21 protein-coding genes are annotated in these 25,836 nt (G+C 29.2%); all 21 read left to right on the top strand.

What is annotated here, in order from left to right; translation table 11 throughout:
* Positions 1-38 precede the first annotated feature (38 nt).
* The 21 genes from ACYUEX_RS17365 to whiA all read left to right on the top strand — a co-directional run bounded on the left by ACYUEX_RS17365 (position 39) and on the right by whiA (position 25,807).
* Positions 39-875: a YitT family protein gene (locus ACYUEX_RS17365; protein WP_411169129.1), complete on the top strand. Its 837-nt coding sequence runs from the start codon at positions 39-41 to the stop codon at positions 873-875.
* 153 nt (positions 876-1,028) lie between these two features.
* Positions 1,029-1,715: a cell division ATP-binding protein FtsE gene (gene ftsE, locus ACYUEX_RS17360; RefSeq protein ID WP_411169128.1), complete on the top strand. Its 687-nt coding sequence runs from the start codon at positions 1,029-1,031 to the stop codon at positions 1,713-1,715.
* Positions 1,705-2,595: a permease-like cell division protein FtsX gene (ftsX, locus tag ACYUEX_RS17355; protein WP_411169127.1), complete on the top strand. Its 891-nt coding sequence runs from the start codon at positions 1,705-1,707 to the stop codon at positions 2,593-2,595. Before ftsE ends, ftsX begins: the two co-directional genes overlap by 11 nt.
* A gap of 140 nt (positions 2,596-2,735) precedes the next feature.
* The gene (locus ACYUEX_RS17350) at positions 2,736-3,998 is read left to right on the top strand and encodes a S41 family peptidase (protein WP_460289297.1); all 1,263 of its coding nucleotides are present in this window, start codon (positions 2,736-2,738) and stop codon (positions 3,996-3,998) included.
* 11 nt (positions 3,999-4,009) lie between these two features.
* Positions 4,010-5,278, top strand: a complete 1,269-nt coding sequence (locus tag ACYUEX_RS17345) for a PDZ domain-containing protein (protein WP_460289276.1) — start codon at positions 4,010-4,012, stop codon at positions 5,276-5,278.
* A gap of 103 nt (positions 5,279-5,381) precedes the next feature.
* Entirely contained in the window at positions 5,382-7,349 is a 1,968-nt protein-coding gene (gene uvrB, locus ACYUEX_RS17340) for an excinuclease ABC subunit UvrB (RefSeq protein ID WP_460289275.1), read from the top strand.
* 141 nt (positions 7,350-7,490) lie between these two features.
* Positions 7,491-8,873: a WG repeat-containing protein gene (locus tag ACYUEX_RS17335; protein ID WP_460289274.1), complete on the top strand. Its 1,383-nt coding sequence runs from the start codon at positions 7,491-7,493 to the stop codon at positions 8,871-8,873.
* A 21-nt stretch (positions 8,874-8,894) separates the two neighbouring features.
* Positions 8,895-9,791 (top strand): radical SAM protein, encoded by an 897-nt coding sequence (locus ACYUEX_RS17330; protein ID WP_460289296.1) that lies wholly within the window; start codon positions 8,895-8,897, stop codon positions 9,789-9,791.
* Between the two features lie 47 nt (positions 9,792-9,838).
* Positions 9,839-10,453, top strand: a complete 615-nt coding sequence (locus tag ACYUEX_RS17325; RefSeq protein WP_460289273.1) for a DUF3267 domain-containing protein — start codon at positions 9,839-9,841, stop codon at positions 10,451-10,453.
* A 337-nt stretch (positions 10,454-10,790) separates the two neighbouring features.
* Positions 10,791-13,616, top strand: coding sequence for an excinuclease ABC subunit UvrA (uvrA, locus tag ACYUEX_RS17320; protein ID WP_460289272.1), 2,826 nt, complete (start codon positions 10,791-10,793; stop codon positions 13,614-13,616).
* 76 nt (positions 13,617-13,692) lie between these two features.
* Positions 13,693-14,145 carry an FHA domain-containing protein gene (locus tag ACYUEX_RS17315; RefSeq protein WP_460289271.1) on the top strand — a complete coding sequence of 151 codons (453 nt, stop codon included), beginning with the start codon at positions 13,693-13,695 and terminating at the stop codon, positions 14,143-14,145.
* 10 nt (positions 14,146-14,155) lie between these two features.
* Entirely contained in the window at positions 14,156-15,391 is a 1,236-nt protein-coding gene (locus ACYUEX_RS17310) for an FtsW/RodA/SpoVE family cell cycle protein (protein ID WP_460289270.1), read from the top strand.
* Positions 15,392-15,442: 51 nt separating this feature from the next.
* Positions 15,443-16,906, top strand: a complete 1,464-nt coding sequence (locus ACYUEX_RS17305; protein WP_460289269.1) for a peptidoglycan D,D-transpeptidase FtsI family protein — start codon at positions 15,443-15,445, stop codon at positions 16,904-16,906.
* Positions 16,907-17,078: 172 nt separating this feature from the next.
* Positions 17,079-17,624, top strand: a complete 546-nt coding sequence (locus ACYUEX_RS17300; protein ID WP_411169117.1) for a dTDP-4-dehydrorhamnose 3,5-epimerase family protein — start codon at positions 17,079-17,081, stop codon at positions 17,622-17,624.
* 127 nt (positions 17,625-17,751) lie between these two features.
* Positions 17,752-19,623 (top strand): excinuclease ABC subunit UvrC, encoded by a 1,872-nt coding sequence (gene uvrC / locus ACYUEX_RS17295; RefSeq protein WP_460289268.1) that lies wholly within the window; start codon positions 17,752-17,754, stop codon positions 19,621-19,623.
* Between the two features lie 115 nt (positions 19,624-19,738).
* Positions 19,739-20,659 (top strand): UDP-N-acetylmuramate dehydrogenase, encoded by a 921-nt coding sequence (gene murB, locus ACYUEX_RS17290; RefSeq protein ID WP_411169115.1) that lies wholly within the window; start codon positions 19,739-19,741, stop codon positions 20,657-20,659.
* 156 nt (positions 20,660-20,815) lie between these two features.
* Positions 20,816-21,298, top strand: coding sequence for an LURP-one-related/scramblase family protein (locus ACYUEX_RS17285; RefSeq protein ID WP_322412585.1), 483 nt, complete (start codon positions 20,816-20,818; stop codon positions 21,296-21,298).
* A gap of 91 nt (positions 21,299-21,389) precedes the next feature.
* A complete protein-coding gene (locus ACYUEX_RS17280; protein ID WP_460289267.1) occupies positions 21,390-22,178 on the top strand; it encodes a TIGR00266 family protein in 789 nt (262 codons plus the stop codon).
* A gap of 311 nt (positions 22,179-22,489) precedes the next feature.
* Positions 22,490-23,374 (top strand): RNase adapter RapZ, encoded by an 885-nt coding sequence (gene rapZ / locus ACYUEX_RS17275; protein WP_411170637.1) that lies wholly within the window; start codon positions 22,490-22,492, stop codon positions 23,372-23,374.
* A complete protein-coding gene (locus ACYUEX_RS17270; RefSeq protein ID WP_460289266.1) occupies positions 23,371-24,726 on the top strand; it encodes a gluconeogenesis factor YvcK family protein in 1,356 nt (451 codons plus the stop codon). Before rapZ ends, ACYUEX_RS17270 begins: the two co-directional genes overlap by 4 nt.
* Before the next feature lie 130 nt (positions 24,727-24,856).
* Complete coding sequence (gene whiA, locus ACYUEX_RS17265) at positions 24,857-25,807, top strand: DNA-binding protein WhiA (protein ID WP_460289265.1); 951 nt, start codon at positions 24,857-24,859, stop codon at positions 25,805-25,807.
* Positions 25,808-25,836: the final 29 nt, after the last annotated feature.

Genomic DNA, 25,836 nt, shown 5'->3' with positions numbered 1-25,836 from the left:
GGATGGGACTATTTATTAGAAGGAGAATAAAAAAACGTATGAATAAGTTAAAAGAATATATTTTATCAACTTTAGGAGTAGCATTAGTAGCAACAGGACTAGAATACTTCTTCTTTCCAAATAACATAGCAGCAGGTGGGGTATCTGGGTTGGCATTAGCGATAAATAAAATTATAAATATAAATCCAAGTATATTAGTATTTATATTTAACATTATATTATTTATCCTTGCATTTTTTTTGATAGGTAGTTCATTTGGGGCAAAAAGCATTTATTCAACCATTATGCTATCATTTTTTATGTGGATATATGAAGCATTTTTACATCCTAAAGCTATTACTGAAAATTTAATACTAGCATGTATATTTGGTTCAGCTGTATTAGCTATGGGAACAGCAATAGTTTTTTATCAAGATGCATCTACTGGAGGAACTGCAATAGTAGCAAAAATTTTAAATAAGTATCTTCATATACCAATTGGGCAGGGACTATTAATGGCAGATTGTACAGTTACATTATTAGCAATTTATTCATTTGGTGTTGAAAAGGGATTATTTGGACTTCTAAGTGCTATATTAATAGGAAATTTAGTTGATAGATTTATAGCTGGAATTAATCCAGTTAAACAAGTATTTATAATTACAAATAAAGAAAAACTAATAGTGGATTTTATAAATAATGAGATTGATAGAGGGTGTACTATTTTGTCGGGGAAAGGTGGCTATACAAAAGAAAATACAACTGTGATATATACAGTTTTAAGTTCTAAACAATTTATAACTTTAAAACAATTTATAAAGCATAGAAATCCAGAGGCTTTTTTAACAGTGAGTGAATCAACAGAGGCTTTAGGTAAGGGGTTCGCAGATTATTAAGAAATTAAGAGAATTCTGAAGAAAATAAAAAAAATATAGATTTTATTAGAAGTAAAAGTATAAAAAAAGTTTTTCCTTAGAGGATGTTATGCTATAATAACGCTATAGGTTTAGCAACTTTTAAAAAAATAGGCTGATGCGAGGTGTTTTGAAATGATAGAATTTAAGAATGTATCTAAGCTATATGATAACAATGTTAAGGCTTTAGCGGATGTAAATATAAATATAGAATCAGGTGAATTTGTATTTTTAGTTGGACCTTCAGGAGCAGGTAAATCAACTTTTATTAAGATGTTAATTAAGGAAACAGAACCAACAGTTGGAGAAATAGTAGTGTCAGGAAAGAAGCTTTCAACAATAACAAGAAGGCAAATACCTTACTATAGAAGAAAAATAGGAATGGTTTTCCAAGACTTTAGACTTATACCAACATTAAATGTATATGAAAATGTTGCGTTTGCTATGAGAGTTGTAGAAACATCAGCAAAGGATATAAGAAAAAGAGTACCAATGGTATTATCTTTAGTTGGTCTTTCCCATAAGTACAAAATGTTCCCAAATGAATTGTCTGGTGGAGAGCAACAAAGAGTGGCACTTGCAAGGGCTATAGTTAATAATCCTTCAGTTTTAATATGTGATGAGCCAACAGGGAATTTAGACCCAGAAACAGCTAAAGAAATAATGGATTTATTAGAAGATATAAATAGAGCAGGAACGACTATATTAATGGCTACTCATGCTAAAGAAATAGTTGATAATATGAAAAAGAGAGTTATTGCCATAGAAAAAGGATGTGTATCAAGAGATACTAAGAGGGGGATGTACGAAGATGAAGTTTAATACACTAAAGTACTTTTTTATAGATGCCTTAAAAAGTCTTAGAAGAAATAGAACATTAAGTATAGCAGCCATGATTACGGTACTAATAACATTCTTTATATTTGGTACATTTACTTTATTAGGGCTGAATTTTAATAAAGCAATAGAAGATGTAGCATCAAAAGTTGAAATAAAAGTTTACTTAAAAGAGGATGTAAAGTTATTAGATCAAAGAGAAATAGAAATGAAGCTTAATGAGCAAGATGGCGTTAAAGAAGTAATATATGAGTCAAGAGAAGAAGCTTTTTTAAATTTTAAAGAAAGTTTAAAAGATAATCCAGGATTATTACAAGGATATGATTTACAAAACAATCCACTTCCTAGCTCATTTATAGTAAAATTAAAAGATCCAGCTTATGCAAATGCTATTGGAAGCTCAGTAAAGGATATGACTGGTGTAGAAGATATTTCTAATCAACAAGAAATGATAAATGCAATAAGTTCATTTGTTGATGGAGTTAGAATAGCAGGATTAGTATTGTTTGTGGTATTTGTAGGAGTATCTATATTCTTAATTACCAACACAACAAAAATAACAGTGTATTCAAGAAGAAAAGAAGTTGGAATAATGAAATTTGTAGGTGCTACTGATTGGTTTATAAGGTGGCCATTTATAATTGAGGGTATGATAATTGGTATAGTAGGATCATTATTTGCAAGTTTATCATTATTTGCATTATATAAGTGGGCTTATGGATACATAGTGTCTAATATGTTCTTAGTTACATTAGTTACTCCTGGATTTGTTCTTGGAACCTTGACATGGATATTCATATTAGGAGGAACAATTGTTGGAGCAGTAGGAAGTTCTGTAGCATTAAGAAAATTCTTAGATGTATAAAATATAGAATAACAAGATAAAATAATTAATATGTTTTAAGTGGAGTATATACTCCACTTAAAACATATTTAAGGTAATCTAAGAGTATAGATAATGTATATACGACAGAATGAGTTTTTATGAAAGGAAGTATTAGGAATATGGAGGAGAATAACAGCAAAAATAAAAAAGTAAATAATAGCTCTAAAAAATCAATAATTATAGTGGCGATAGTTATAGCTTTTATATTTTCAAATATAATGTTTTTCTATATAGGAAATGTATTTGCATTTAGTGGATTAACATTAAAAAATGTAAGTGAAGATGTTGCCAAGGATTTAGGAGATATAAAAGACGTTAAGAAATATAACTTATTATTTCAAGTTAGGGAAGCATTATTAGCAAAGTATGATGGGCAAATAGATGATGATGTTTTGTTGGAGGCTGCTATAAAGGGAATGACTCAGTCGTTAAAGGATCCATATACTGTTTTTATGAATGCAAATGAATATAAATCATTTGTAGAGCAAAGTGAAGGCCATTTTGTTGGAATAGGAGCACAACTAGGTATTAAAGATGATAAGGTTACTATCGTAGCACCAATAGAAGGCTCTCCAGCTGAAAAAGCGGGATTAAAAAGTGGAGATGTCATATTAAAAGTAGATGGCACAGATATAGTTGAGCCTAATGTTGAAAAAACAATATCTATGATAAAGGGTGAGCAAGGAAAGCCTGTAACATTAACAGTTGCAAGAGCAAACTCACAAGACCTTGATATAACAATAGTTAGAGATGTTATTAAAGTAGTTTCAGTAAGAGGCGAAATTATAGATGGAAACGTAGGCTATATACAAATAGCATCTTTTGATGAAGATGTTGCAAAGAATTTTAAGGAAAAAATAATTGAATTAAAAAATCAAGGCATGAAAGGCATGATTTTAGACTTAAGAGGAAATCCAGGAGGTTTCTTAGGAGAAGCAGTTAATGTTGCTTCACAATTTATACCAAAAGGAAAGGTAGTAACATATACCGTAGACAAATATGAAAACAAACAAGAGTCAAAATCTGTAGGAGGAGAAGCTGAGGGCATGCCATTAGTAATATTAATAGATGGAGGAAGTGCATCAGCATCAGAAGTAGTTACAGGAGCCTTAAGAGATTATAAAGCTGGAACAATAGTAGGTACAACAAGCTTCGGTAAAGGTGTTGTACAACAACTTATAGAATTCAAGGATGGAAGTGGTGGATTAAAAGTAACAACTTCAAAATATTATACACCAAATGGAGAAAATATACACAAAATAGGAATAAAGCCAGATATAGAGGTAACTATTCCAGAAGAAATGTTATCAAAAGAGTATAATAGGAGTATAGATCCACAATTTAATAAAGGGCTAGAGGTTATAAAAGATAAGTTAAAATAGGAGGCTCAGAGATGGAGTTGATACTATATACATTAAGAACTGTAGCATATGCCATAATTGAGCCAATGCACATATTTATGCTAGTAGTTTTAGGAATAATGTTTTATTTAAAAAACAAAAGAATAACAATAATGCAAAAAATGACTATAGGGGAGAGTATAAATTCTCCTCTAGAGCTTACACTTTCTCAAATTTCATTAGGAATAATAGGCGGTGCAACAATAAGCTTAATTCTAAGTGGCTTAGGAATTGTATTCAATGAAAATTCTGGAATAGAAATAATGTTTATGATATCAGTTCTATTACTTTTTGTTAAAAAGAGATTCATATGTTTTTCATATTCAGGAGCTGTTTTAGGAGCAATAAGTATATTATCAAGTGTATTGGCTAATATAACAAATACTAAATCATATATAAATATAAATATATTAGCACTTATGACTTTTGTTGGACTTATGCACGTAGTAGAAGGATTTTTAGTAATCTTTGATGGAGGAAGAGGAGCGATACCTGTTTTTTCAAATAAAGATAATAAAATAGTAGGTGGCTTTGCTTATAATAGGTATTGGGCATTGCCAGTTGCTATATTCATAGCTTTTTCTGGAGATTTATCTAGTTTTGCTACAACAGCAATTGAAACACCAACTTGGTGGCCACTAATAAATCGAACAGAAACATTATTAATATTAAGTACAGCTATTATATCAGCAATTCCATTATATGGTGTTATAAGTTATAATTCTGTATCATTTACAAAGGGTAAAAATAAGAAACCAGTTTATTCAGGAATTGGAATATTAATTTATGGCATATCTTTAACAATTATAGCTCAATTAGCTCAATTTGGAATAATTGGACAAATTGTAGTTATAGTATTTGCACCATTAGCTCATGAAATTATGATAAGAATTCAGAAGAAATTAGAAGATTCTGGTGAATATATATATGTTACTGATGATAGTGGAGTATCTATATTAGAAGTGGCTCCTACTTCTCCAGCTTATGAAGCAGGTATAAGAAGAGGAGATAAAATAATAGAAATTAATAATGAAAAAGCTATGTCAGAAGTAGATATTTTTAAGATAGTTAAGGATAGTCTTCATGAAATTTCAATTAAGATAAAAAAGATTTCAGGAGAAATAGTAGATTTAAAAATAATTCCCAAAAATAAAAGACTAGGAATATTACTTGTACCTAAAATGGTAAATATAGATGATACATTAAATATAGATAATGATGATTTTAAGAAGGTATTAGAAGAAATGAAAAGGAAGCATTAAGCTTTCTTTTTGTTTTATAATAAAAAGATTATTATTCATTGAATAAGAAAGTTATAAAAGATAAAATATAAATATTAACAAATAATTTTATGGGGGTGAGTAAATGCCTGAATTTAAGATTGAATCAAAATTTAAACCTACTGGAGATCAACCGCAAGCTATAGATAGTTTAGTAAATTCTATAAATAAAGGGGATAAAGGGCAAACTTTATTAGGAGTAACTGGCTCAGGTAAAACATATACCATGGCAAATATAATAGAAAGAGTTCAAAAACCAACAATTGTTTTAGCTCATAATAAAACTCTTGCAGCTCAATTATGTTCTGAGTTTAAGGAGTTTTTCCCGAATAATATTGTTGAATACTTCGTTTCATATTATGATTATTATCAACCAGAAGCATATGTACCACAAACAGATACATTTATAGAAAAGGATGCATCAATAAATGATGAGATAGATAAGCTTAGGCACTCAGCTACATCAGCTTTATTAGAAAGACGAGATGTAATAATAGTTGCTTCAGTTTCCTGTATTTATGGACTTGGAAATCCAGAGGAGTATAAGAAGTTAACAATCTCTTTAAGAGCAGGAATGGAAAAAGAAAGAGATGAAATAATAAGAAAGCTTATAGAAATACAATATGAAAGAAATGATATAGATTTTTCAAGAGGAAGCTTTAGAGTTAGAGGTGATTCTTTAGACATAATCCCAGCATCTTCATCTAATAAAGGAATTAGAGTAGAATTCTTTGGTGATGAAATAGAGAGAATCAGAGAATTTGATGTTTTAACAGGAAATATATTAGGAGAAAGAAATCATGTATCAATATCTCCAGCATCTCACTTTGCTACTTCACCTGAAGTTTTAGAAAGAGCTATAAAAACCATTGAAGATGAATTAGAAGACAGATTAAGGGAACTTAATAGTCAAGAAAAGCTATTAGAAGCACAAAGGTTAAGACAAAGAACTAATTATGATATAGAAATGATTAGAGAAATGGGCTATTGTAGTGGAATAGAAAATTACTCAAGAATATTAGATAGAAGAGGGCCAGGAACCCCACCACAAACGCTACTAGATTATTTTCCAGATGACTTTTTAATGTTCATAGATGAAAGCCATGTTACTTTACCACAATGTAGGGCCATGTATGCAGGAGATAGATCTAGAAAAGATACCTTAGTAGAATTTGGATTTAGATTACCTTGTGCATATGATAATAGGCCATTAAAATTTGCTGAGTTTGAAAATAAGATGAATCAAGTAGTTTTTGTAAGTGCAACACCAGCACAATATGAAATAGATCATTCAACTAATATAGCTGAGCAAGTAATAAGGCCAACAGGTTTATTAGATCCAGTTATAGAAATAAGACCAGTAGAAGGTCAAATAGATGATTTATATGCAGAAATAAAGAAAACTACTGAAAAAGGGTTTAGAACACTTATTACAACACTTACAAAGAGAATGGCAGAAGACTTAACTAAGTACTTAAAAGACTTAGGTATAAAAACTACTTATATGCATTCTGATATAGAAACTATAGAAAGAATGAAAATAATAAGAGATTTAAGACTTGGAGAATTTGATGTATTAGTTGGAATTAACCTTTTAAGAGAGGGACTAGATATTCCAGAAGTTGCATTAGTTGCAATATTAGATGCTGACAAAGAGGGATTCTTACGTTCAGAGACATCACTAGTACAAACAATAGGTAGAGCAGCTAGAAACTCTGAAAGTAAAGTAATAATGTATGCTGATAATATAACTAAGTCTATGGATAAAGCAATAAAAGAAACAGAAAGAAGAAGAGAAATTCAAATTAAGTATAATGAAGAAAACGGAATTACTCCACAAACAATTATTAAGGGAGTAAGAGATGTAATAGAAGCAACAAAGGTAGCAGAAGATTCTGCGAGTTATGAAGTAGAAGAAGTAAAAGCGGTTTCTGAAAAAGATAAGAAAAAATTAATTAAGAAATACACAGAAGAAATGATGGATGCAGCTAAAAATTTACAATTTGAAAGAGCAGCAGAACTACGCGATATAATAAATAAATTAAAAAAGTAAATTAAATTTAGTTATAAAAGTATGGTGTATGATGTACTAATTCATATATCATACTTTATTAATTTAATTAAGGTATTTTAATTGTTCATTTTATAAATATATGGAATAATAATAATATAAATAGGGTTTTAGGAGGAATTCATGTCAAAGGGATTAAAGAAAAAATATATTGTTTTTATAATTATAAGTATAGTTATTTTGCTAGCATCGTTAATATCCGTACTAGTAAAATTAGGACTAGAATCATATAGTAAATTTAATGACTATAATTATGAAGCTAAAATAGAGGAAAACATAAATATAGAAGAAAATATTACTATAGAGAACGATAACAATATAAATAAGGATTCGGATAGTGAGGAGTTTAAATCTAATATATATGCTTTTGATAAAGATGGTTTATATGGATTTAAAAATTCATATGGAGATATTGTTATAGAGCCTAAATATAGTAGTGCATATGATTCATCAGAAGGGTTAGCTGTTATATATGAAAATGGAAGATATGGATACGTAGATTTAAAGGGAAATTTAGTAGTAAAGAATAAATATTATTATGCATCGCCTTTTAATAATGGACTTGCAGTAGTGGACTTTGAGGATGGTAAATCAGGAGTAATTGATAAAGAGGGAAATGAATTATTTAGAACAGATAAATATAGAATATTTAGAACAATAAATAACTATGTTGAGGTTGGAAATAATGATGAAAAAATAGGAATGGGCTACTTAGATAAGAGCGGAAAAGAAGTAGGACAAATAAAATATAATGTTTTAGGAAGTTTTGTAGATGGACTAGCTTTGGTTAAGTATGATGAGAAATATGGGTATATAAATGAAAAGGGAGAGGAAGTTATTCCGCTAATTTACGAATATGCAGAGGATTTTAGAAATGGATATGCTATTGTGAAGGATGGCGCAAGGTCAAAACTTATAGATACAAAAGGAAATGAAGTAAATAACCCAATAAGTTTCGAAAATTCGTATGATGGATTTATAGATGGAATAATAGTAGGAGAAGACGTAGATACTTCTGAAAATGTCGTATTAGATAAGAACCTTAATGAGATATATAGATTACCTATAGATTATATTTTTACGGGAACTACAAAATCAGGGGTATCTGTATTTTATAATCATTATAACGGGTTAAGCTTTATGGATTCAAAGGGAAATGAAAAGTTTAAGATTGATAATGTTAATATAAGGGTATATGACTCTAAAGATATAAAGGACTTTTTTATAATAGAAAATTATGACAGAAAAACTAAGGTTGGAGTTATAAATTTAGATGGAGAAGAAGTAATACCATTTAAATATTCTGATATTGAAGTAATAGATCAATTTTTTATTTGTACTAAAAAAGGATTTTTTAGAGACGATGTAGACATATATTACAGAGATTTAAAATTAACAAATAGTAAAATAAAAGCAGATTATATTGATAAGGCAGGGGAAGGAGTATTAAGCATAAGTAAAGGTGATAATATATATTTTCTAAATAAATACGGGCAAAAGTTTTAACTTACTTGAGGTGAAAAAGTGATAGATTTATTAGAAAACTGTAGTTTATGTCCAAGAAATTGTGGCGTTAATAGATTAAGTGAAAAAAGAGGATTTTGTGGAGCGGGAGATAAAATTAGGGTTGCAAGGGCCGCTTTACATTATTGGGAAGAACCCTGCATATCAGGGAATATAGGTTCTGGAACTGTATTTTTCTCTTACTGTACTTTAAAATGTGTATTTTGTCAAAATCATAATATTAGTCAGTGTAGCTTTGGAAAAGAGATATCTATTGATAGATTAGGAGAAATATTTATAGAATTGCAGGAAAAAGGAGCTCTTAATATAAATTTAGTTACTCCAACACATTATGTTCCTCAAATAATTGAAGCTATAAGAGTAGCAAGAAATAAAGGCTTAAATATACCAATAATATATAATAGCAGTGGGTATGAAAAAGTAGAGACTATAAAGCTACTAAAGGGTTATATAGATGTATATCTTCCAGATATGAAATATTTTGATAGTAAATATTCAGTTAAATATTCTAAGGCTAAAGATTACTTTTCATATGCAAAAGAAGCTATTGATGAGATGATTAATCAAGTAGGCGACGTGAAGTTTGATGAAAATGGAATAATAAAAAAAGGTGTAATAATAAGACACTTAATGTTACCAGGATTATTATTTGATTCTAAAAAAATAGTAGATTATATTCATAAAACCTATGGAGACAAGGTATATATAAGCCTTATGAATCAATATACTCCGTTAGAACATGTTAAGGAATATCCTGAAATAAACAAGCCATTAAATCAAAAACATTATGAAGCGCTTATTGATTATTCATTAGATATCGGAGTAGAGAAGGGATTTATTCAGGAAGAAGGAACAGCAAAAGAGAGTTTTATTCCACTTTTTAATTTTGAGGGAGTATAGTGAATATACTATAGAAATATAGATTTATATATGAAAGGATTTAATTTATGAGATATATAAAAAAAATACCTCCTACTGATAAAGAATTGAGTAATAAGTTAATATCAGAAGGATGGACAAAACTAAAAGAACCATCTAATTTATCGATAGCAACTTTGTTATCATTACCATTTATGCTTGTAAATGGAGGTGTTTATCTTCTAATTGTATTTTATTTATATAATCCATTAAAAGAACTTTTTTTTAGTGGAAGTGGCTTTAAACTTTCCTTTACATTAAATATATTTACTCTGATATATTTTTTTGTTATTTTAATATTTATGATAATACACGAATTTATCCATGCTTGCTTTATACCTAATGCATTAAAGTCAGATAAGACATATTGGGGTATAAATATTTTTTTTGGATTTATTTTTACTACTGAAAAAATCAGAAAGAATAGATTTTTAATTATTTGTATTATGCCATTTATTTTATTATCCATTGTATTACCCTTTATCCTTAATATTTTAGGGTGGCTAAATGGATACACCATATTACTTTGTTTAATAAATGCAATGGGATCATGTGTTGATTGTTTAAATATGTGTTTAGTTATGATTCAAGTTCCAAGAGGAGCATATATTGTTAACAATGGATTTGAAACATATTTTAAGTAAAGCACAATAACGATAAAAATTTTTGATAATTTAATCATTACTAAATTAGAGGTTGAATTTTTATTCATCCTCTAATTTTTCATACATATTTTAATACTATATTAAAATATAAGTTATTCTAGTACTTAAATAGATTTTACTAAATTTAATTGTTAGTAAAAATATAAAAAAAAGAAAATTAAGTTTATTATTCAGTAATTACTTCTATTAAATAATTTATTATGTAATTGACAATAATTATAATAAAACTTAGAATATAATAAAGAACGTTTGTTCGAGATTAAATTTCAAGAAAACTGAAAAACTAATGTTATAAAATAAGAAGGGGCATTTTAATATGAAAGATAAAATTATTATAAGAGGTGCAAAGGTACATAATTTAAAAAATGTCTCTCTAGAAATTCCTAGAGAGAAGTTAGTAGTTTTTACAGGGTTATCAGGATCAGGAAAATCATCATTAGCATTCGATACATTATATGCAGAAGGTCAAAGAAGATACGTTGAATCTCTTTCATCTTATGCAAGGCAGTTTTTAGGACAAATGGATAAGCCAGATGTAGAGTATATAGAAGGCTTATCTCCAGCAATATCTATAGATCAAAAAACAACAAGTAAAAATCCACGTTCAACTGTTGGAACTGTAACAGAAATATATGATTACTTAAGGTTATTATATGCAAGAGTAGGAAAACCATATTGTCCAAAATGCAAAATTCCAATTGAACAACAATCTGTTGATCAAATTGTGGATAGTGTTATGGCTCTTGGGGATAAAACTAAACTTCAAGTTTTAGCTCCTGTAATAAGGGGTAAAAAGGGAACTCATGAAAAAATATTAGACAATATAAAAAGAAGTGGATTTATAAGAGCTAGAGTTGATGGATCAATTTATGAACTAGCAGAGGAAGAAGTTAGTTTAGATAAAAATATAAAGCATAATATTGAAGCAGTTGTAGATAGAATAGTCATAAAAGAAGGCATAGAAGGAAGATTATCAGATTCTATTGAAACAGCACTTAAATTAGCAGAGGGATTAGTAGTTATAAATATTATTGATGGAGAAGACATATTATTTAGTGAAAAGTTTGCATGTTCAGAATGTGGTATGAGTATAGATGAATTAGCACCAAGATTATTTTCATTTAACTCTCCATTTGGGAAATGTGATTGTTGTGATGGATTAGGTACCTTAATTGAATTAGATGAAGATTTAATTATACCAAATAAAGACTTAAGCATACTAGAAGGTGCTATTGCTACTTGGGGAGAAGGTAGGCTAAAAGAAGACTCATGGACGTATGCTATATTAAAGGCTTTAAGTGAAGAGTATGATATAGATTTAGGTAGGCCTGTTAAGGAGCTAAGCAAAAAGGAATTAGATTTAATTCTTTATGGAACTGATGGTAAGAAGATGAAGGTGATTTACACTAGAGAAGGAGTTAAATCACAATATTCATATGCATATGATGGTGAAATAAACTCTTTAAAAAGAAGATATAGAGAAACTAATTCTGATGTTATAAAAAGTGAAATAGAGCAATATATGAGTAACAATCATTGTCCTAAATGTAAGGGAGCAAGATTAAAAAAAGAAGCTTTAGCTGTTAGAGTTGGAGAAAAGAATATACACGAGTTTACAAAGCTTTCAATAAAAGAGGAGCTTGATTATATAGATTCATTAATTTTCTCAGAAAAGGATAAAATAATAAGTGACCAAATAGTAAAAGAAATAAAAAGTAGGCTTAAATTTTTAATAGATGTAGGTTTAGATTATTTAAGTTTAGCAAGAAACTCTGGAACTTTATCTGGTGGAGAATCACAAAGAATAAGGCTTGCAACTCAAATAGGATCAGCTCTTATGGGAGTTTTATATATCCTAGATGAACCAAGCATAGGACTGCATCAAAGAGATAATGATAGATTAATAAATACACTTAAAAATTTAAGAGATGTAGGAAATACAGTAATAGTAGTTGAGCATGATGAAGATACTATTAAAGAAGCAGATTTTGTAGTTGATATAGGGCCAAGAGCAGGAGAACACGGTGGAGAAATAGTAGCAGCAGGAACTTTAGATGATATTAAAGAGTGTAAAGGTTCTATAACAGGGCAATACTTAACAGGAGAAAAGAAAATTGATATTCCTACAGAAAGAAGAAAGGGAAATGGTAACTTTATATCTGTTAAGGGAGCTAAAGAAAACAATCTAAAGAATGTTAATATAAAGGTTCCATTAGGAACTTTAACTATGGTAACAGGAGTGTCAGGCTCAGGGAAAAGTACTTTAGTTAATGAAATATTATATAAAGGCCTTAATAGATTAGTAAATAGAAGTAAAAATCCAGTTGGGGCACATAAAGAAATAACAGGTTATGAAAATATAGATAAAATAATAGATATAGATCAAAGTCCTATTGGAAGAACTCCAAGATCAAATCCTGCAACATATACTGGTGTTTTTGATATAATAAGAGAACTGTTTTCTACAACTCCAGAAGCTAAAATGAGAGGATATAAGCCGGGAAGATTTAGCTTTAATGTAAAAGGTGGTAGATGCGAGGCTTGTTCAGGAGATGGAATAATAAAAATAGAAATGCAATTCTTATCTGATGTATATGTTCCTTGTGAAGTATGCAAAGGAAAAAGATATAATAGAGAGACTTTAGAGGTAAAATATAAAGGAAAATCTATTGATGATATACTAAGCATGACAGTAGAAGAAGCTTTGAAGTTCTTTGAAAACATTCCTAGAATAAAAAATAAATTAGAAACTTTAAATGATGTTGGACTTGGTTATATAAGGCTTGGCCAACCTTCTACTCAATTATCAGGTGGGGAAGCACAAAGAATAAAACTAGCATTTGAACTTTCAAAGAGAAGTACAGGAAAAACACTTTATATATTAGACGAGCCGACAACTGGACTTCATATTGATGATGTAAATAGACTTGTTGAAATACTTCAAAGACTAGTGGAGTCAGGAAATACAGTAGTGGTTATAGAACATAATTTAGATATGGTTAAATGTGCGGATCATATAATAGACTTAGGACCAGAAGGCGGAGATAAAGGCGGTACAATAGTATCAGTTGGGACTCCAGAAGAAATAAGTAAGGTAAATAACTCATATACAGGTAAATATCTTAAAAAGATGTTAAGATAAGTCAAGTATACTTGTTATTTTTAACTAGAAGTTTTAATATATAATGGTAATAGAATACTAATTTTGAGGTGAAAAGATGGGTTTTTCAAAGCTAATGACATTAGTTTTTGGTGTGGCATTTATGATAATACTATATTTTATTATTTATTATGCACTAAAAATAATGTACAAGGATGTAAAAGGTGGAGGAAGAAGAAAGCAACCTTCTGCTAAAAAGAATTATGGTATAGAAGTGCTGAGTGTGGGTGAAAATTCAAGCTTAGAAGAAGGATCTATTTTATTGTTAAGAGGAATTATAACAATAGGTAGAAAAGAAGGAAATACAATAAAATTAACAGATCAATATGCTTCAGGAAACCATGCTAAGATTGTAGTTAAGAATAATGAGATAATTATAGAGGATTTAGATAGCACTAATGGTGTGTTTATAAATGATGAAAAAGTAGAAGGATATGCTAGGATAATGGCAAATGATAAAATAAGAATAGGTAGTGCTATATTTAAGGTTATAAGAGCAGATAAAAATTAGAGGTGAGATTATGAATAGTGCATTAAAGTTAGAAAAAAGAGTTCTTAAATTGATTTATCTTCTATGCTTACTTCTATTTACTAATCTAGCTCTATTGAAGAAACCTTTTGATACAAAAGCATTAATTATAGGAATTATTTTATGCTTAATAATAGGATTTTCTCATTATTTAATAAGGAGATTTTATCCTGATGGCGATAAATTTATGCTTATATTTTCAAGTATATTAGCTGTAGTTGGAATAGCAGTGCTCTATAGGATAGATCCTAGTTTTGCAATAAAACAATTAGTGTGGGCTGTACTTGGAATAATAGCATATATAGTTATAGTTGTAGCATTACCGGATTTAAAGAGTTTTGCTAAGTACAAAAAGATATATATGATTATTACATTAATACTTATGCCAATGGCATTGGTGTATGGTCTTGTATTTAAGGTAGAAACATATGGGGCTATGAACTGGGTTTTTATAGGACCCTTTGGTTTCCAACCATCTGAGTTTGGAAAAATAGCATTAGTTTTATACTTATCAGCTTCGCTTATGAACTATGAAAGTAAAAACGTAATTAAGGAAGATTTTAAACAATTAATAGAACCAGCATTAATAGTTATGTTTTCTTTGGTTTGTATGGTGCTACAAACTGACTTAGGATCAACCTTAATATTCTTTGGTATATCTGTAACTATGCTATATATTGCAACTTCAAAGAAAAAATATGTTTTTACTTGCTTAGGACTTTCAGCTATAGGAGCAGTAGGGGCTTATGGTGTCTTTGGACACGTACAAAGAAGAGTTAAAATATGGCTTGATCCTTGGAAATATGCACACGATGAAAGTTATCAAATAGTCCAAGGACTTTATGCTATAGCTTCAGGTGGTTTATTTGGAGTAGGATTAGGAAATGGGTATCCTGACTTAATATTTGCAAAAGAAAGTGATTTCATTTTTGCAGTTATTTGCGAAGAGCTTGGAATAATATTTGCAGTTGGATTAATGATAATATATTTCTTATTATTTTATAGAGGAATAAGAATAGCATTTGTAACTAATGATAAGTTCAGTCAACTTGCAGCTGTTGGATTTAGTACAATGATAGCTTGTCAAACATTAGTTATTATAGGTGGAATATTTACTGTTATACCGCTTACAGGTATAACACTACCTCTTATAAGTTATGGTGGAAGCTCAATGATAACAATGTTTTTTGCGTTGGGAATATTACAAAAAATATCAGAAGAGTATTAATTTTTATAGCTATAATTGTATTAATAGGTTTTACAGATTAAGGAGGATTTTATGAATGATTTAGCAAAAAGTGTACGAAACGTTATGGTTATATTCCTTTTTTGCTTTATAGCGTTGATATCATATATAGCCTACTTTCAAGTTTTTAAGGGTCCTGATATAGCAAATGATACAGGAAATAAAAGACTTTGGGCAAAAAGAAATGAAGTGCTAAGAGGAACTATATATGATAAAGATGGAAATCCGTTAACTAAAAGTGTTAGATTAGATAAGTTTAATCAAAGTAGAGAATATTTATATGGAGATTTATATGTTCACTCACTAGGATATATAGATGAAAGATTTGGATTAACTGGATTAGAAGAGGAATTTGATAGTGAATTATCAAAATATAATAGTTTTTCAAATGGTATTAGAAGCTTACTTAAAGATTTTGATTTAAAAAAAGCTTTTGAAAGTAGAAACGAAGAAAAAATAGGAAATGGTATAGTCACCACTTTAGACTATAAGTTGCAGAAGATTGCATATGAAGCTATGGGAGATTTAAAGGGAGCTGTAGTTGCATTAAATCCTAAAACAGGAGAAATATTAGCTATGGTTTCAAAACCAACATATGATCCAACTAATCTTGAAAAAGCTATAGAAGAAGCTAATACTGGTGTTGATGTAGATAGTAAATTATTAAATAGAACTATAAATGGATTGTATCCTCCAGGATCTGTATTTAAAACAGTAACATTATCAGCAGCTTTAGAAAATGATCCAAGTATAGTTAATAGAACATTTAATGATACAGGTAAAATAACTTTTCCGGATGGGACAGAACTTAATAACTATATGAAGCAAGCTCATGGAAATCTAGATTTACAAATGGCATATAGAGTTTCAAGTAATGTTGTATTTGGAACACTTGCAATGGAAATGGGAAATCCTAAGTTAAAAGAAGTTTCAGAAAGGTTTGGATTTAACTCTAGAGTTCCAGGAATAGGAATTTCTATATCAGAAAGTAGATTTCCAGCATTAAAGGATTACGAAGTGGGAAATATAGCTCAAAGTGGAATAGGGCAAGCAAGTGTATTATCAACTCCAATGCAAATGGCTATAGTTGCTGCGACTGTAGCAAATGATGGGGTTCTTATGGAGCCTAAATTAGTGAATAAAATAGTAGATAAAGATGGAAACACAGTAAAGGAAATACCTAATAAAACATTAAAAACTGATGTTATTTCAAAGGATATAGCAGAAACAGTAAAAAAATATATGGGTTATTTAGTATCAAATAATACCCATAGATGGCCAGCCTTTGAAGGAACAAATGCTGGTGGAAAAACAGGAACAGCAGATTATATAGAGGATGGAGTTGAAGGAATACCTCATGGATGGTTTATATCAGCAGCACCTTTAGATAATCCACAAATTGCAGTAGCTGTAATAGTAGAAAAGGGTGAAAATGGTGCAGGTTCAGCTGCTTATATAGCATCTCAGGTTGTGAGAGCAGCTGTTCTTGGAGAATAGCGTTTAAGAGGTTGATTTTACTTATCAACCTCTTTTTCTACAAAATTTTATCTTTTAATTTAAGCTTTCTCACTCTTTAAATTTTTTGTCATATATTAAGATAGAGACTTAATTTTAAGCTTTATTTATATAAAGTTAAAAAACTTTAAAGACTAAAAGGAGAATACAAGCTATGTTTAGGGTTAAGCAATTAGAAGTTGAGGGATGCTACTTAATAACACCAACTGTTTTTATGGGAAGTACTTGTGATTTAATTAAAGTTTTTAATGATACTCAATTTAATATATATGGGTTAAGCACAGAATTTAAAGAGGAATATTATGCAATAGCAAAGCCAGGGGTAGTAAGAGGAATGCATTTTCAATTACCACCAGAAGATCATGATAAGCTTATAACTTGTATAATAGGAGAAATACAAGATGTAGTAATAGATTTAAGAAAAGATTCTAAAACCTTTGGAAAGTATACAGTAGTGGATTTAGATGAATACAATAAAAATCTAATATATATTTCTAAGGGATGCGCACATGGATACTATATAAAGGGAAAGAGAGATGCTTTAGTTTATTATAAAGTTACAAAACCATTTATAAGAGAATTAAGGGGTGGAGTGCATTGGAATTCATTAAATATTCCATGGGATTTTAAAGATGAGGTTGAAGTCGAAAGTGAAGATAAACTTTGGCCAAAGTTTGAGGAATTTGATTCACCATTTTAGAAATTTAAGGATATAGCTAATTTAAAAGTTATATCCTTAAATTTCTATATAAATAAGTTTTGTTTACTTCTATATATAATGATAAAATTTATATTGAGAAGTATCATAATTGGAGGGAGGAACTCTGATGTTTGATTTTGAATATCATTTAAAAAATTTACCAGATAAACCTGGTGTTTATATAATGAAAAACTCACTTGGAGAAATAATTTATGTGGGAAAAGCAAAAGTTTTAAAAAACAGAGTAAAAAGTTATTTTCAAAATTCTAAGAATCATTCAGAAAAAGTTAAAGTAATGGTTAAAAACATATCTGAGTTTGAGTACATAGTAACAGATTCTGAAATGGAAGCTTTGATTTTAGAGTGTAATCTTATTAAGAAACATAGTCCAAGATATAATATAGCATTAAAGGATGATAAATTTTATCCATTTATAAAAATAACAGCAAATGATGACTACCCTAGAGTATTTGTAACTAGAAAATATGCAAAGGATGGTAGCAAATATTTTGGACCATATACAAATGGAACAGCAGTCTATGAAACTATAACTTTGATAAATAAAATATTTCCTATAAGAACCTGTAAGTTAATAATAAATGAAAATGGAGAAAAAGTTAGACCATGTTTAAATTACCATATTAAAAAATGTGTTGCGCCATGTGCTGGATATGTAACAAAAGAAAAATATGGTGAAATGATTGATGATATTATGGATATACTTAATGGTAAAGATAAAACAATACTAAATTCACTTAAAAAAGATATGGAAGACGCTTCAATGAATCTTGAGTTTGAAAAAGCGGCAAAATTTAGAGATAAGATACTTGCAATAGAGGCTATAGTGGAAAAACAAAAGATATTTAAAACTATGGAAGGCGATGAAGATTTTATAAATATATTTCAAGATGAGAAAGATAGCTGTATTCAAGTGTTTTTTGCTAGAGATGGCAAGGTGACTGGGCGTGAACATTTTATGCTTGAAAACACAGTAGATGATAAAATAGGAGAAGTATTACAAGCTTTTATAACATCTTTTTATGCAGGAGCCGCTAAAATTCCTAAAACTATATATATTCCGGAAATAGAAGACTTAGAACTTATGGAAGAGTTTTTAACCATTAAAAGAGGATCAAAGGTTTGGATAAAGATACCCCAAAAAGGTCAAAAGAAAGATATGATTGAAATGGTAAGAAATAATGCTAAAATAACTTTAGAGCAATTTAAGGATAAGTTCCTTAAAGAGAAGGAGATCAATAGAATATCCCTACAGGAGTTACAGTGTTTACTAGATTTAGATGAAGTACCATTTAGAATAGAAGCCTATGATATTTCTAATATACAGGGTGTTGACTCAGTTGGAACAATGGTTGTCTTTGAAGAAGGAAGATCAAAAAACAGCGATTATAGAAGATTTAGAATAAAATCTGTAAAAGGTGCCAATGATTATGATAGTATGAGAGAAATACTAGAAAGAAGGTTTGCCCATGGTCTTGAAGAAATAAAAAAAATTCAAGAGAGAAATCTAAACTTTTCAAGTGGTAAATTTTCTAGTTTCCCAGATCTTATTATGATGGATGGGGGTAAGGGACAGGTAAATGTAGCCTTAGAAGTATTAAAAAAGTTAAATATAAATATTCCTGTTTGTGGATTAGTAAAGGATGATAAGCATCAAACTAGAGGAATTATATATAACAATAAAGAAGTTATAATAAATAGAAGTTCTAACCTAATGCAAATGATAAGAAGGATACAAGATGAAGTTCATAGGTTTGCAATTACATATCATAGAACTTTGAGAGATAAGAGAACATTACATTCTATATTAGAAGATATTCCTAACATAGGAGAAAAGAGAAGAAGAAATCTTTTAATGAAATTTGGTAGTGTTGAAAATATTAAAAATGCAACCATAAATGAATTGCTAGAGACACCTAGCATAGATAAAAAAGCTGCTCAAAGCATAATAGACTACTTTAATACAAAAGAAAAGAAGTAACAAAAGGGTTACAACTTTGGTATAATATATAAATATGCCTTTGGTGGGTTGTTTCTTGAAGTTTTTTAATTTATACTATGTAAGGATATTACTACGTATTTATAAGGAGTTAGGTATGAATCAGTATAAAGTGTTTAAAGAATTATTTGAAGAATTTTATAAAAGTGAAAATGTTATTATTGATGCGGAAATGAAAAATTATGTTCACTTTAGAGTAGGTGGACCAGCAGATATTCTTTTAATTCCGGAATCTAAAGATCAGGTTATTAAGACAATAGAAAATTGTAGAGAAAAAAACATACCTTTCTACGTAGTTGGAAATGGATCTAACTTGTTAGTAAAAGACGGTGGATTAAAAGGCGTTGTTATTAAGTTAAATGAAGTCAAGAACATAAAGATAGTAGGAGATATAGTTGAGGCTGAATGTGGAGCTATGCTAAAAGATGTATCTAACACAGCTTTAAAAAGTTCACTAACTGGATTTGAGTTTGCATGTGGTATTCCAGGAACTGTAGGTGGAGCTGTATTTATGAATGCAGGTGCTTATAATGGAGAAATAGCGCATGTTATAGAGAGTGCAGAAGTTATAGATGATAAAGGTAATATAATTACTTTATCAAAAGATGATTTAGAATTAGGATATAGATCTTCTATAGTTATGAAAAAAAATTATATTGTTTTATCAGCTAGATTTAAATTACAAAATGGTGATGAAGATCAAATAAAAAATGCAGTTAATGACCTAACTAATAAAAGAGAATCAAAACAACCATTAGAATACCCATCTGCAGGCAGTACATTTAAAAGACCAGAAGGTTATTTTGCAGGTAAGCTTATACAAGATGCAGGATTAAAAGGATATAGTATAGGTGGTGCAGCAGTTTCAGAAAAACATTCAGGTTTTGTTATAAATAAAAATGGAGCTACTGCTAAAGATATATTAGATTTAATATCATATATTCAAGATGAGGTAAAAAGGCAATTTAACGTAGAATTACATCCGGAAGTTAGAATAATAGGTGAGGATAAAAGATAAATATTTTATTTTAAAAGACTTAAGAATTTTCTTAGGTCTTTTTTTAAAACTTTTTATAAAAAACTAACAAATTGTTGACAAGTAATAAGAGGTATAATATACTGTATTTAAAGTTTAAATAAATTATATTATATTGTGATTAGTGTGGAGGTATTTATGAGAAGGTTTTATGTTAAAGAAAGATTATTTGCTATAGGAGCTAAATTTGATGTGTTAGATGAGTATAATAACACAGCCTTTATTGCAGAAGCAGACAAGTTTGACATAGGAAAAAATATAAGTATTTATGATACAAATAATAGGAAAGTGTTATATATGAGACAACAGTTAAGGTTAGGAGCACATAAGTATATTGCTTATGATGAAAATATGAGAGAAATAGCAACAATTAAAAAAGAATTTATGGTTCCTGAATACAATATAACTGGATCAGTAGGGGTAATGGCTATGGAATCAAAAAGTATGTTAGGGAGACACTATATAATAAGAAAAGATGGTGTGGAAATAGGTAAAATAGATAAAGAGTTAACCTTTGGACGTGACAGATATTCTTTAGAGGTGTTAGATGAAAGCTATACTAATTTTTTTGTAGGACTATTAGTAATGATAGATATGGTAAGATTTCATAGTGATAATTAGTATATAAATTATATGTAGATAAGTGTACTATATTTATATTATTAATAATATAATATATTTTATAAAATTTATTTAAGAGAGGTAAATAATAATGGCTCATGAAGTAGATTATGAAATTGTAGGAAATGAAATGCAATATGTAGAAATTGAATTAGATCCAAGAGAAACTGTAGTTGCAGAAGCTGGTGCAATGATGATGATGGATAATAGTATAACTATGGAAACTATTTTTGGAGATGGAAGCGAAAAATCTCAAGGTGGTTTTTTTGGAAAGCTTGGAGGAGCAGCTAAAAGAGTTATGACTGGTGAAAGCTTGTTTATGACTGCTTTTACTAATTCAGGTGTTTTAAAACAAAAAGTAGCATTTGCAGCTCCTTACCCAGGGAAAATAATGGTTATGGATTTAAGACAATTAGGTGGTAGGTTAATTTGTCAGAAAGATTCATTTTTATGCTGTGCAAAAGGAGTAAGTGTAGGGATAGAATTTACAAAGAAGCTTGGAACAGGATTTTTTGGCGGAGAAGGATTTATTCTTCAAAAATTAGAAGGGGACGGATTAGCATTTATACATGCTGGGGGTACTATTGTAAAGAAAACATTAATGCCTGGAGAAACCATAAAAATAGATACAGGATGTTTAGTTGCAATAACTCAAAATGTAAATTATGATATACAGTTTGTAGGTGGATTTAAAAATGCTGTATTTGGAGGAGAAGGATTATTTTTTGCAACTTTAACAGGTCCAGGGGAAGTTTGGATTCAAAGTCTACCATTTAGTAAATTAGCTTCTAGAATTTATGCAGCTACACCACAGAATATGGGAAAGTCAGTTGATCAAGGTAGTGTTCTTGGAAGTTTAGGAAGTCTTTTTGAGAATTAATCACAAAATATTTATTAGATATGTCTAAGTGAATAAGAATTAGTGTAGGAACTGAAGAGCTGAATTTAGTAAGCTACTATATGATATTATAAAAGAAAGAGATATAAAATAAGTTAAAATGAGAGGAGTGACAGCTTTTCTCTTTTAACTTATTTTTTATTCTGCATCTAGGGTCTTTAAATAAAAATATTATTTTATAGAAAAGATATTACTGATTAGGTATAGTTATAATATTTATTATAACTTATATAAATAAGCTTAATATGATATAATTTAATCATATAATCTTCAAATTAAAAGGAGGCAGCATGATGAGATTTATAATAGTTACAGGATTATCAGGAGCAGGCAAGACAGAAGCAACAAGAAGCCTTGAAGATATGGGATACTTTTGTGTAGATAATCTTCCTCCAAAGTTAATACCAAAGTTTGCAGAAGCTTGTGTTCAAAGTCAAGGAAAAATTAATAAAGTCGCTTTAGTTATAGATATAAGAGGTGGAATCTTCTTTGATGATTTATTTGAAAGCTTAAATTACTTAAAGAGACAAGATTTTAAATATGAAATATTATTTTTAGACGCATCAGATGAGATTTTAGTTAAGAGATTTAAGGAATCTAGAAGAAGTCACCCATTAGCACCAGGAAGTAGGGTTATTACAGGGATTAATGAAGAAAGAAATAGATTAAGAGAAGTAAAAGATAGAGCAGATATAATTATAGATACATCAAAATATGCAATTAGAGATTTAAGAGAAGAAATGAACAAAAATTATGGAGATATGAAGCAACCTGAAAAGCAACTTTCAGTAACTGTTTTAAGCTTTGGATTTAAATATGGAATACCAGTTGACTCAGATTTAGTATTTGATGTTAGATTTATACCAAATCCATTTTATATAGCAGAGCTTAAGCCTTATTCAGGAAATGATGAACCAGTAAAGGATTATGTATTAAAGCAAGAAGAAACTAAAGGATTTATAAAAAGAGCAGATGATATGTTGGATTTCCTAATACCTAACTATAAGAAAGAGGGTAAAAGACAACTTATAATATCTGTAGGATGTACTGGTGGAAGACATAGATCAGTAGCTATAGCTAATGCTTTATATAAAAAATTATTAGAAAGAAATTATAATGCTTCAGTTGAACATAGAGATATAATAGAAGATGTACACCAAGGAGCTAAAAAACTATGAGTATTAAAGATTGGTTAAAGCCAGGAGTTAGAATTAAAAGGTGGATTTTCTTTGGAATATTTGGAATACTATTAATTGCCTTTGGCTTTACTGAACTAGCAATGCGTAGAGTTTACGATTTTTACTATAAAGTATTTTATATATTCCTAAATATAACAGGAATATTCGTTATATATATATCAGTAGTAGAGAGCATGAAATCTATAATAGCACTTACTAATAAGGGGTATATTCAGTTGTCTTTAGATAGCAGAAAGATGGAAAATCTTATTTATGAGAAGAGATTATTAGTAAAAGGACCTAAGATTGTAGTTGTTGGTGGAGGAACAGGATTATCCACTATGCTTAGAGGATTAAAATATTATACATCTAATATAACAGCAATAGTAACAGTTGCTGATGATGGTGGAGGATCTGGGGACTTAAGAGAAGATCTTGGTATGCTTCCTCCTGGAGATATAAGAAACTGTATTTTAGCTTTAGCAGATACAGAGCCATTAATGGAGGAGTTACTACAATATAGATTTCCGGATGGAAGGCTTAAAAATCAAAGCTTTGGTAACTTGTTTTTAGCAGCAATGGATGGGGTAAGTGACAATTTTGAAGATGCGATTCAAAAGATGAGCTCTGTACTAGCGGTAACAGGAAAAGTTTTACCAGTTACCTTAGAAGATATGAAACTTATCGCAGAGCTTGAAAATGGAAATAAAGTAGAAGGAGAATCTCAAATTCCAGATGAAGTATTAAGACAAAACTCAAGAATAAAGAAGCTTATGATAGAGCCAAAGGATGCAAAGCCATTAGAGGATGCAATAAAAGCAATAGAGGAAGCAGATGCAATAGTATTAGGGCCAGGAAGTCTTTATACAAGTATAATTCCTAATTTATTAGTAAAAGATATATCAGAAAGTATAAGAAAAAGTGATGCAATTAAAATATATATATCTAATATAATGACTCAACCAGGAGAAACACATGGGTTTAAGGCATCAGATCATATTAAGATATTAAAAAAGTATGCTGGAAGAGGAATTATAGATTATGTTATAGCGAATAGAGGAGATATTCCCGATGATGTAAAAAAGAAATACTTATTAGATAATTCTCAATTAGTAGAATTAGATATGAAGGAAATAAAGGCCTTAGGAGTAGAAGTAGTTGAGGCATCATTAGCAAAGATAGAAAAAGGTTATGTTAAGCACGATTCAGAGTATTTAGCAGAAGTTTTAGTTGATACAATAATGGAGAAAAAGTTATTGTATGATAGAAAGAAAATAATAGAATATATGTATGTATCACAAAGAATTAAAGAAAAAGAGAAAAAAAATAAGCTTAACAATAAAAGGAACTAAGAATTATACCTTCTTGGTTCTTTTTATAATATAGAAAACTATCCTAAAGCTATAATTTACATCTAAATTTTTATTAGTGTTTATGATATAATTACATGATAAGAATAGATAATAAGGAGAAATAGGCCATATGTCATTTTCATCAAAGGTAAAAGGAGAAATTTGCAGACATTCAGAATTAACAAAAGAAGAAGCATTAGCTGAGATATCAGCAATAATGAAAGTAAGTGGAACTATATCATTTAGTGGGTTAGGGTTAGCATTTAGAATTACTACTGAAAATCCAGCGTCTGCAAGGCATATATTTAGCTTACTTAAGGAGCATTTTAATATACATTCAAAATTAATGGTTAAAAAGAGTAATTCCCTAAAGAAAAATAATATATATATGGTACTTATAGAAGAAAATATGGGGGTTAGAAATCTTTTAAGAGAGACAGGAATACTTACAGAAGTAGAAGGCGTATTAACTTTGGATTATAGAATAGATGAAAATATGGTTAAAACAGATGAATTAAAAAGAGCATATGTAAGAGGAGCCTTTATAGGTGGTGGTAGTATAACCAATCCAGAAAAAACTTATCACCTAGAATTTGTTACTCATAGTGAAGATTATGCTAAAGATTTATCTGTGTTAATAAATACTTTTGGGTTAAATTCAAAAGTAATTCAAAGAAAAAACAGTTATATTATTTACTTAAAGGAAGGAGAACAAATATCTAACCTTTTAGGCATAATAGGTGCACATACTTCTTTATTAGAATTAGAAAACATAAGAATAATGAAGGAGATGAGAAATAATGTAAATAGACTTGTAAATTGTGAAACGGCTAATTTAAGCAAAACAGTTAATGCAGCAGTAAGGCAAGTTGAAAGCATAAAGCTAATACAAAGAGAAATAGGACTTCAAAGATTACCAAAAAACTTAAGAGAAATAGCAGAACTTAGATTAAGCTATCCAGATGAATCTTTAAAAGAGCTTGGAGAAATGCTTAATCCTCCAGTAGGTAAGTCTGGAGTAAATCATAGATTAAGAAAAATAGAAAAAATAGCAGAAGAAGTTAGATCAGGAACTTACTAAGAAATATATAAATAAACAAAGGTGGTGTT

This window comes from Clostridium sp. CTA-7 (genome assembly GCF_054768095.1).
Note: the sequence above shows the minus strand (reverse complement) of the source record. Positions and strands in the feature narration are given on the sequence as shown.

Coding starts and splice junctions, on each gene's coding strand:
- ACYUEX_RS17365 (WP_411169129.1), top strand. CDS start 39: ATGAATAAGTTAAAAGAATATATTTTATCAACTTTAGGAGTAGCATTA.
- ftsE (WP_411169128.1), top strand. CDS start 1,029: ATGATAGAATTTAAGAATGTATCTAAGCTATATGATAACAATGTTAAG.
- ftsX (WP_411169127.1), top strand. CDS start 1,705: ATGAAGTTTAATACACTAAAGTACTTTTTTATAGATGCCTTAAAAAGT.
- ACYUEX_RS17350 (WP_460289297.1), top strand. CDS start 2,736: ATGGAGGAGAATAACAGCAAAAATAAAAAAGTAAATAATAGCTCTAAA.
- ACYUEX_RS17345 (WP_460289276.1), top strand. CDS start 4,010: ATGGAGTTGATACTATATACATTAAGAACTGTAGCATATGCCATAATT.
- uvrB (WP_460289275.1), top strand. CDS start 5,382: ATGCCTGAATTTAAGATTGAATCAAAATTTAAACCTACTGGAGATCAA.
- ACYUEX_RS17335 (WP_460289274.1), top strand. CDS start 7,491: ATGTCAAAGGGATTAAAGAAAAAATATATTGTTTTTATAATTATAAGT.
- ACYUEX_RS17325 (WP_460289273.1), top strand. CDS start 9,839: ATGAGATATATAAAAAAAATACCTCCTACTGATAAAGAATTGAGTAAT.
- uvrA (WP_460289272.1), top strand. CDS start 10,791: ATGAAAGATAAAATTATTATAAGAGGTGCAAAGGTACATAATTTAAAA.
- ACYUEX_RS17315 (WP_460289271.1), top strand. CDS start 13,693: ATGGGTTTTTCAAAGCTAATGACATTAGTTTTTGGTGTGGCATTTATG.
- ACYUEX_RS17310 (WP_460289270.1), top strand. CDS start 14,156: ATGAATAGTGCATTAAAGTTAGAAAAAAGAGTTCTTAAATTGATTTAT.
- ACYUEX_RS17305 (WP_460289269.1), top strand. CDS start 15,443: ATGAATGATTTAGCAAAAAGTGTACGAAACGTTATGGTTATATTCCTT.
- ACYUEX_RS17300 (WP_411169117.1), top strand. CDS start 17,079: ATGTTTAGGGTTAAGCAATTAGAAGTTGAGGGATGCTACTTAATAACA.
- uvrC (WP_460289268.1), top strand. CDS start 17,752: ATGTTTGATTTTGAATATCATTTAAAAAATTTACCAGATAAACCTGGT.
- murB (WP_411169115.1), top strand. CDS start 19,739: ATGAATCAGTATAAAGTGTTTAAAGAATTATTTGAAGAATTTTATAAA.
- ACYUEX_RS17285 (WP_322412585.1), top strand. CDS start 20,816: ATGAGAAGGTTTTATGTTAAAGAAAGATTATTTGCTATAGGAGCTAAA.
- ACYUEX_RS17280 (WP_460289267.1), top strand. CDS start 21,390: ATGGCTCATGAAGTAGATTATGAAATTGTAGGAAATGAAATGCAATAT.
- rapZ (WP_411170637.1), top strand. CDS start 22,490: ATGAGATTTATAATAGTTACAGGATTATCAGGAGCAGGCAAGACAGAA.
- ACYUEX_RS17270 (WP_460289266.1), top strand. CDS start 23,371: ATGAGTATTAAAGATTGGTTAAAGCCAGGAGTTAGAATTAAAAGGTGG.
- whiA (WP_460289265.1), top strand. CDS start 24,857: ATGTCATTTTCATCAAAGGTAAAAGGAGAAATTTGCAGACATTCAGAA.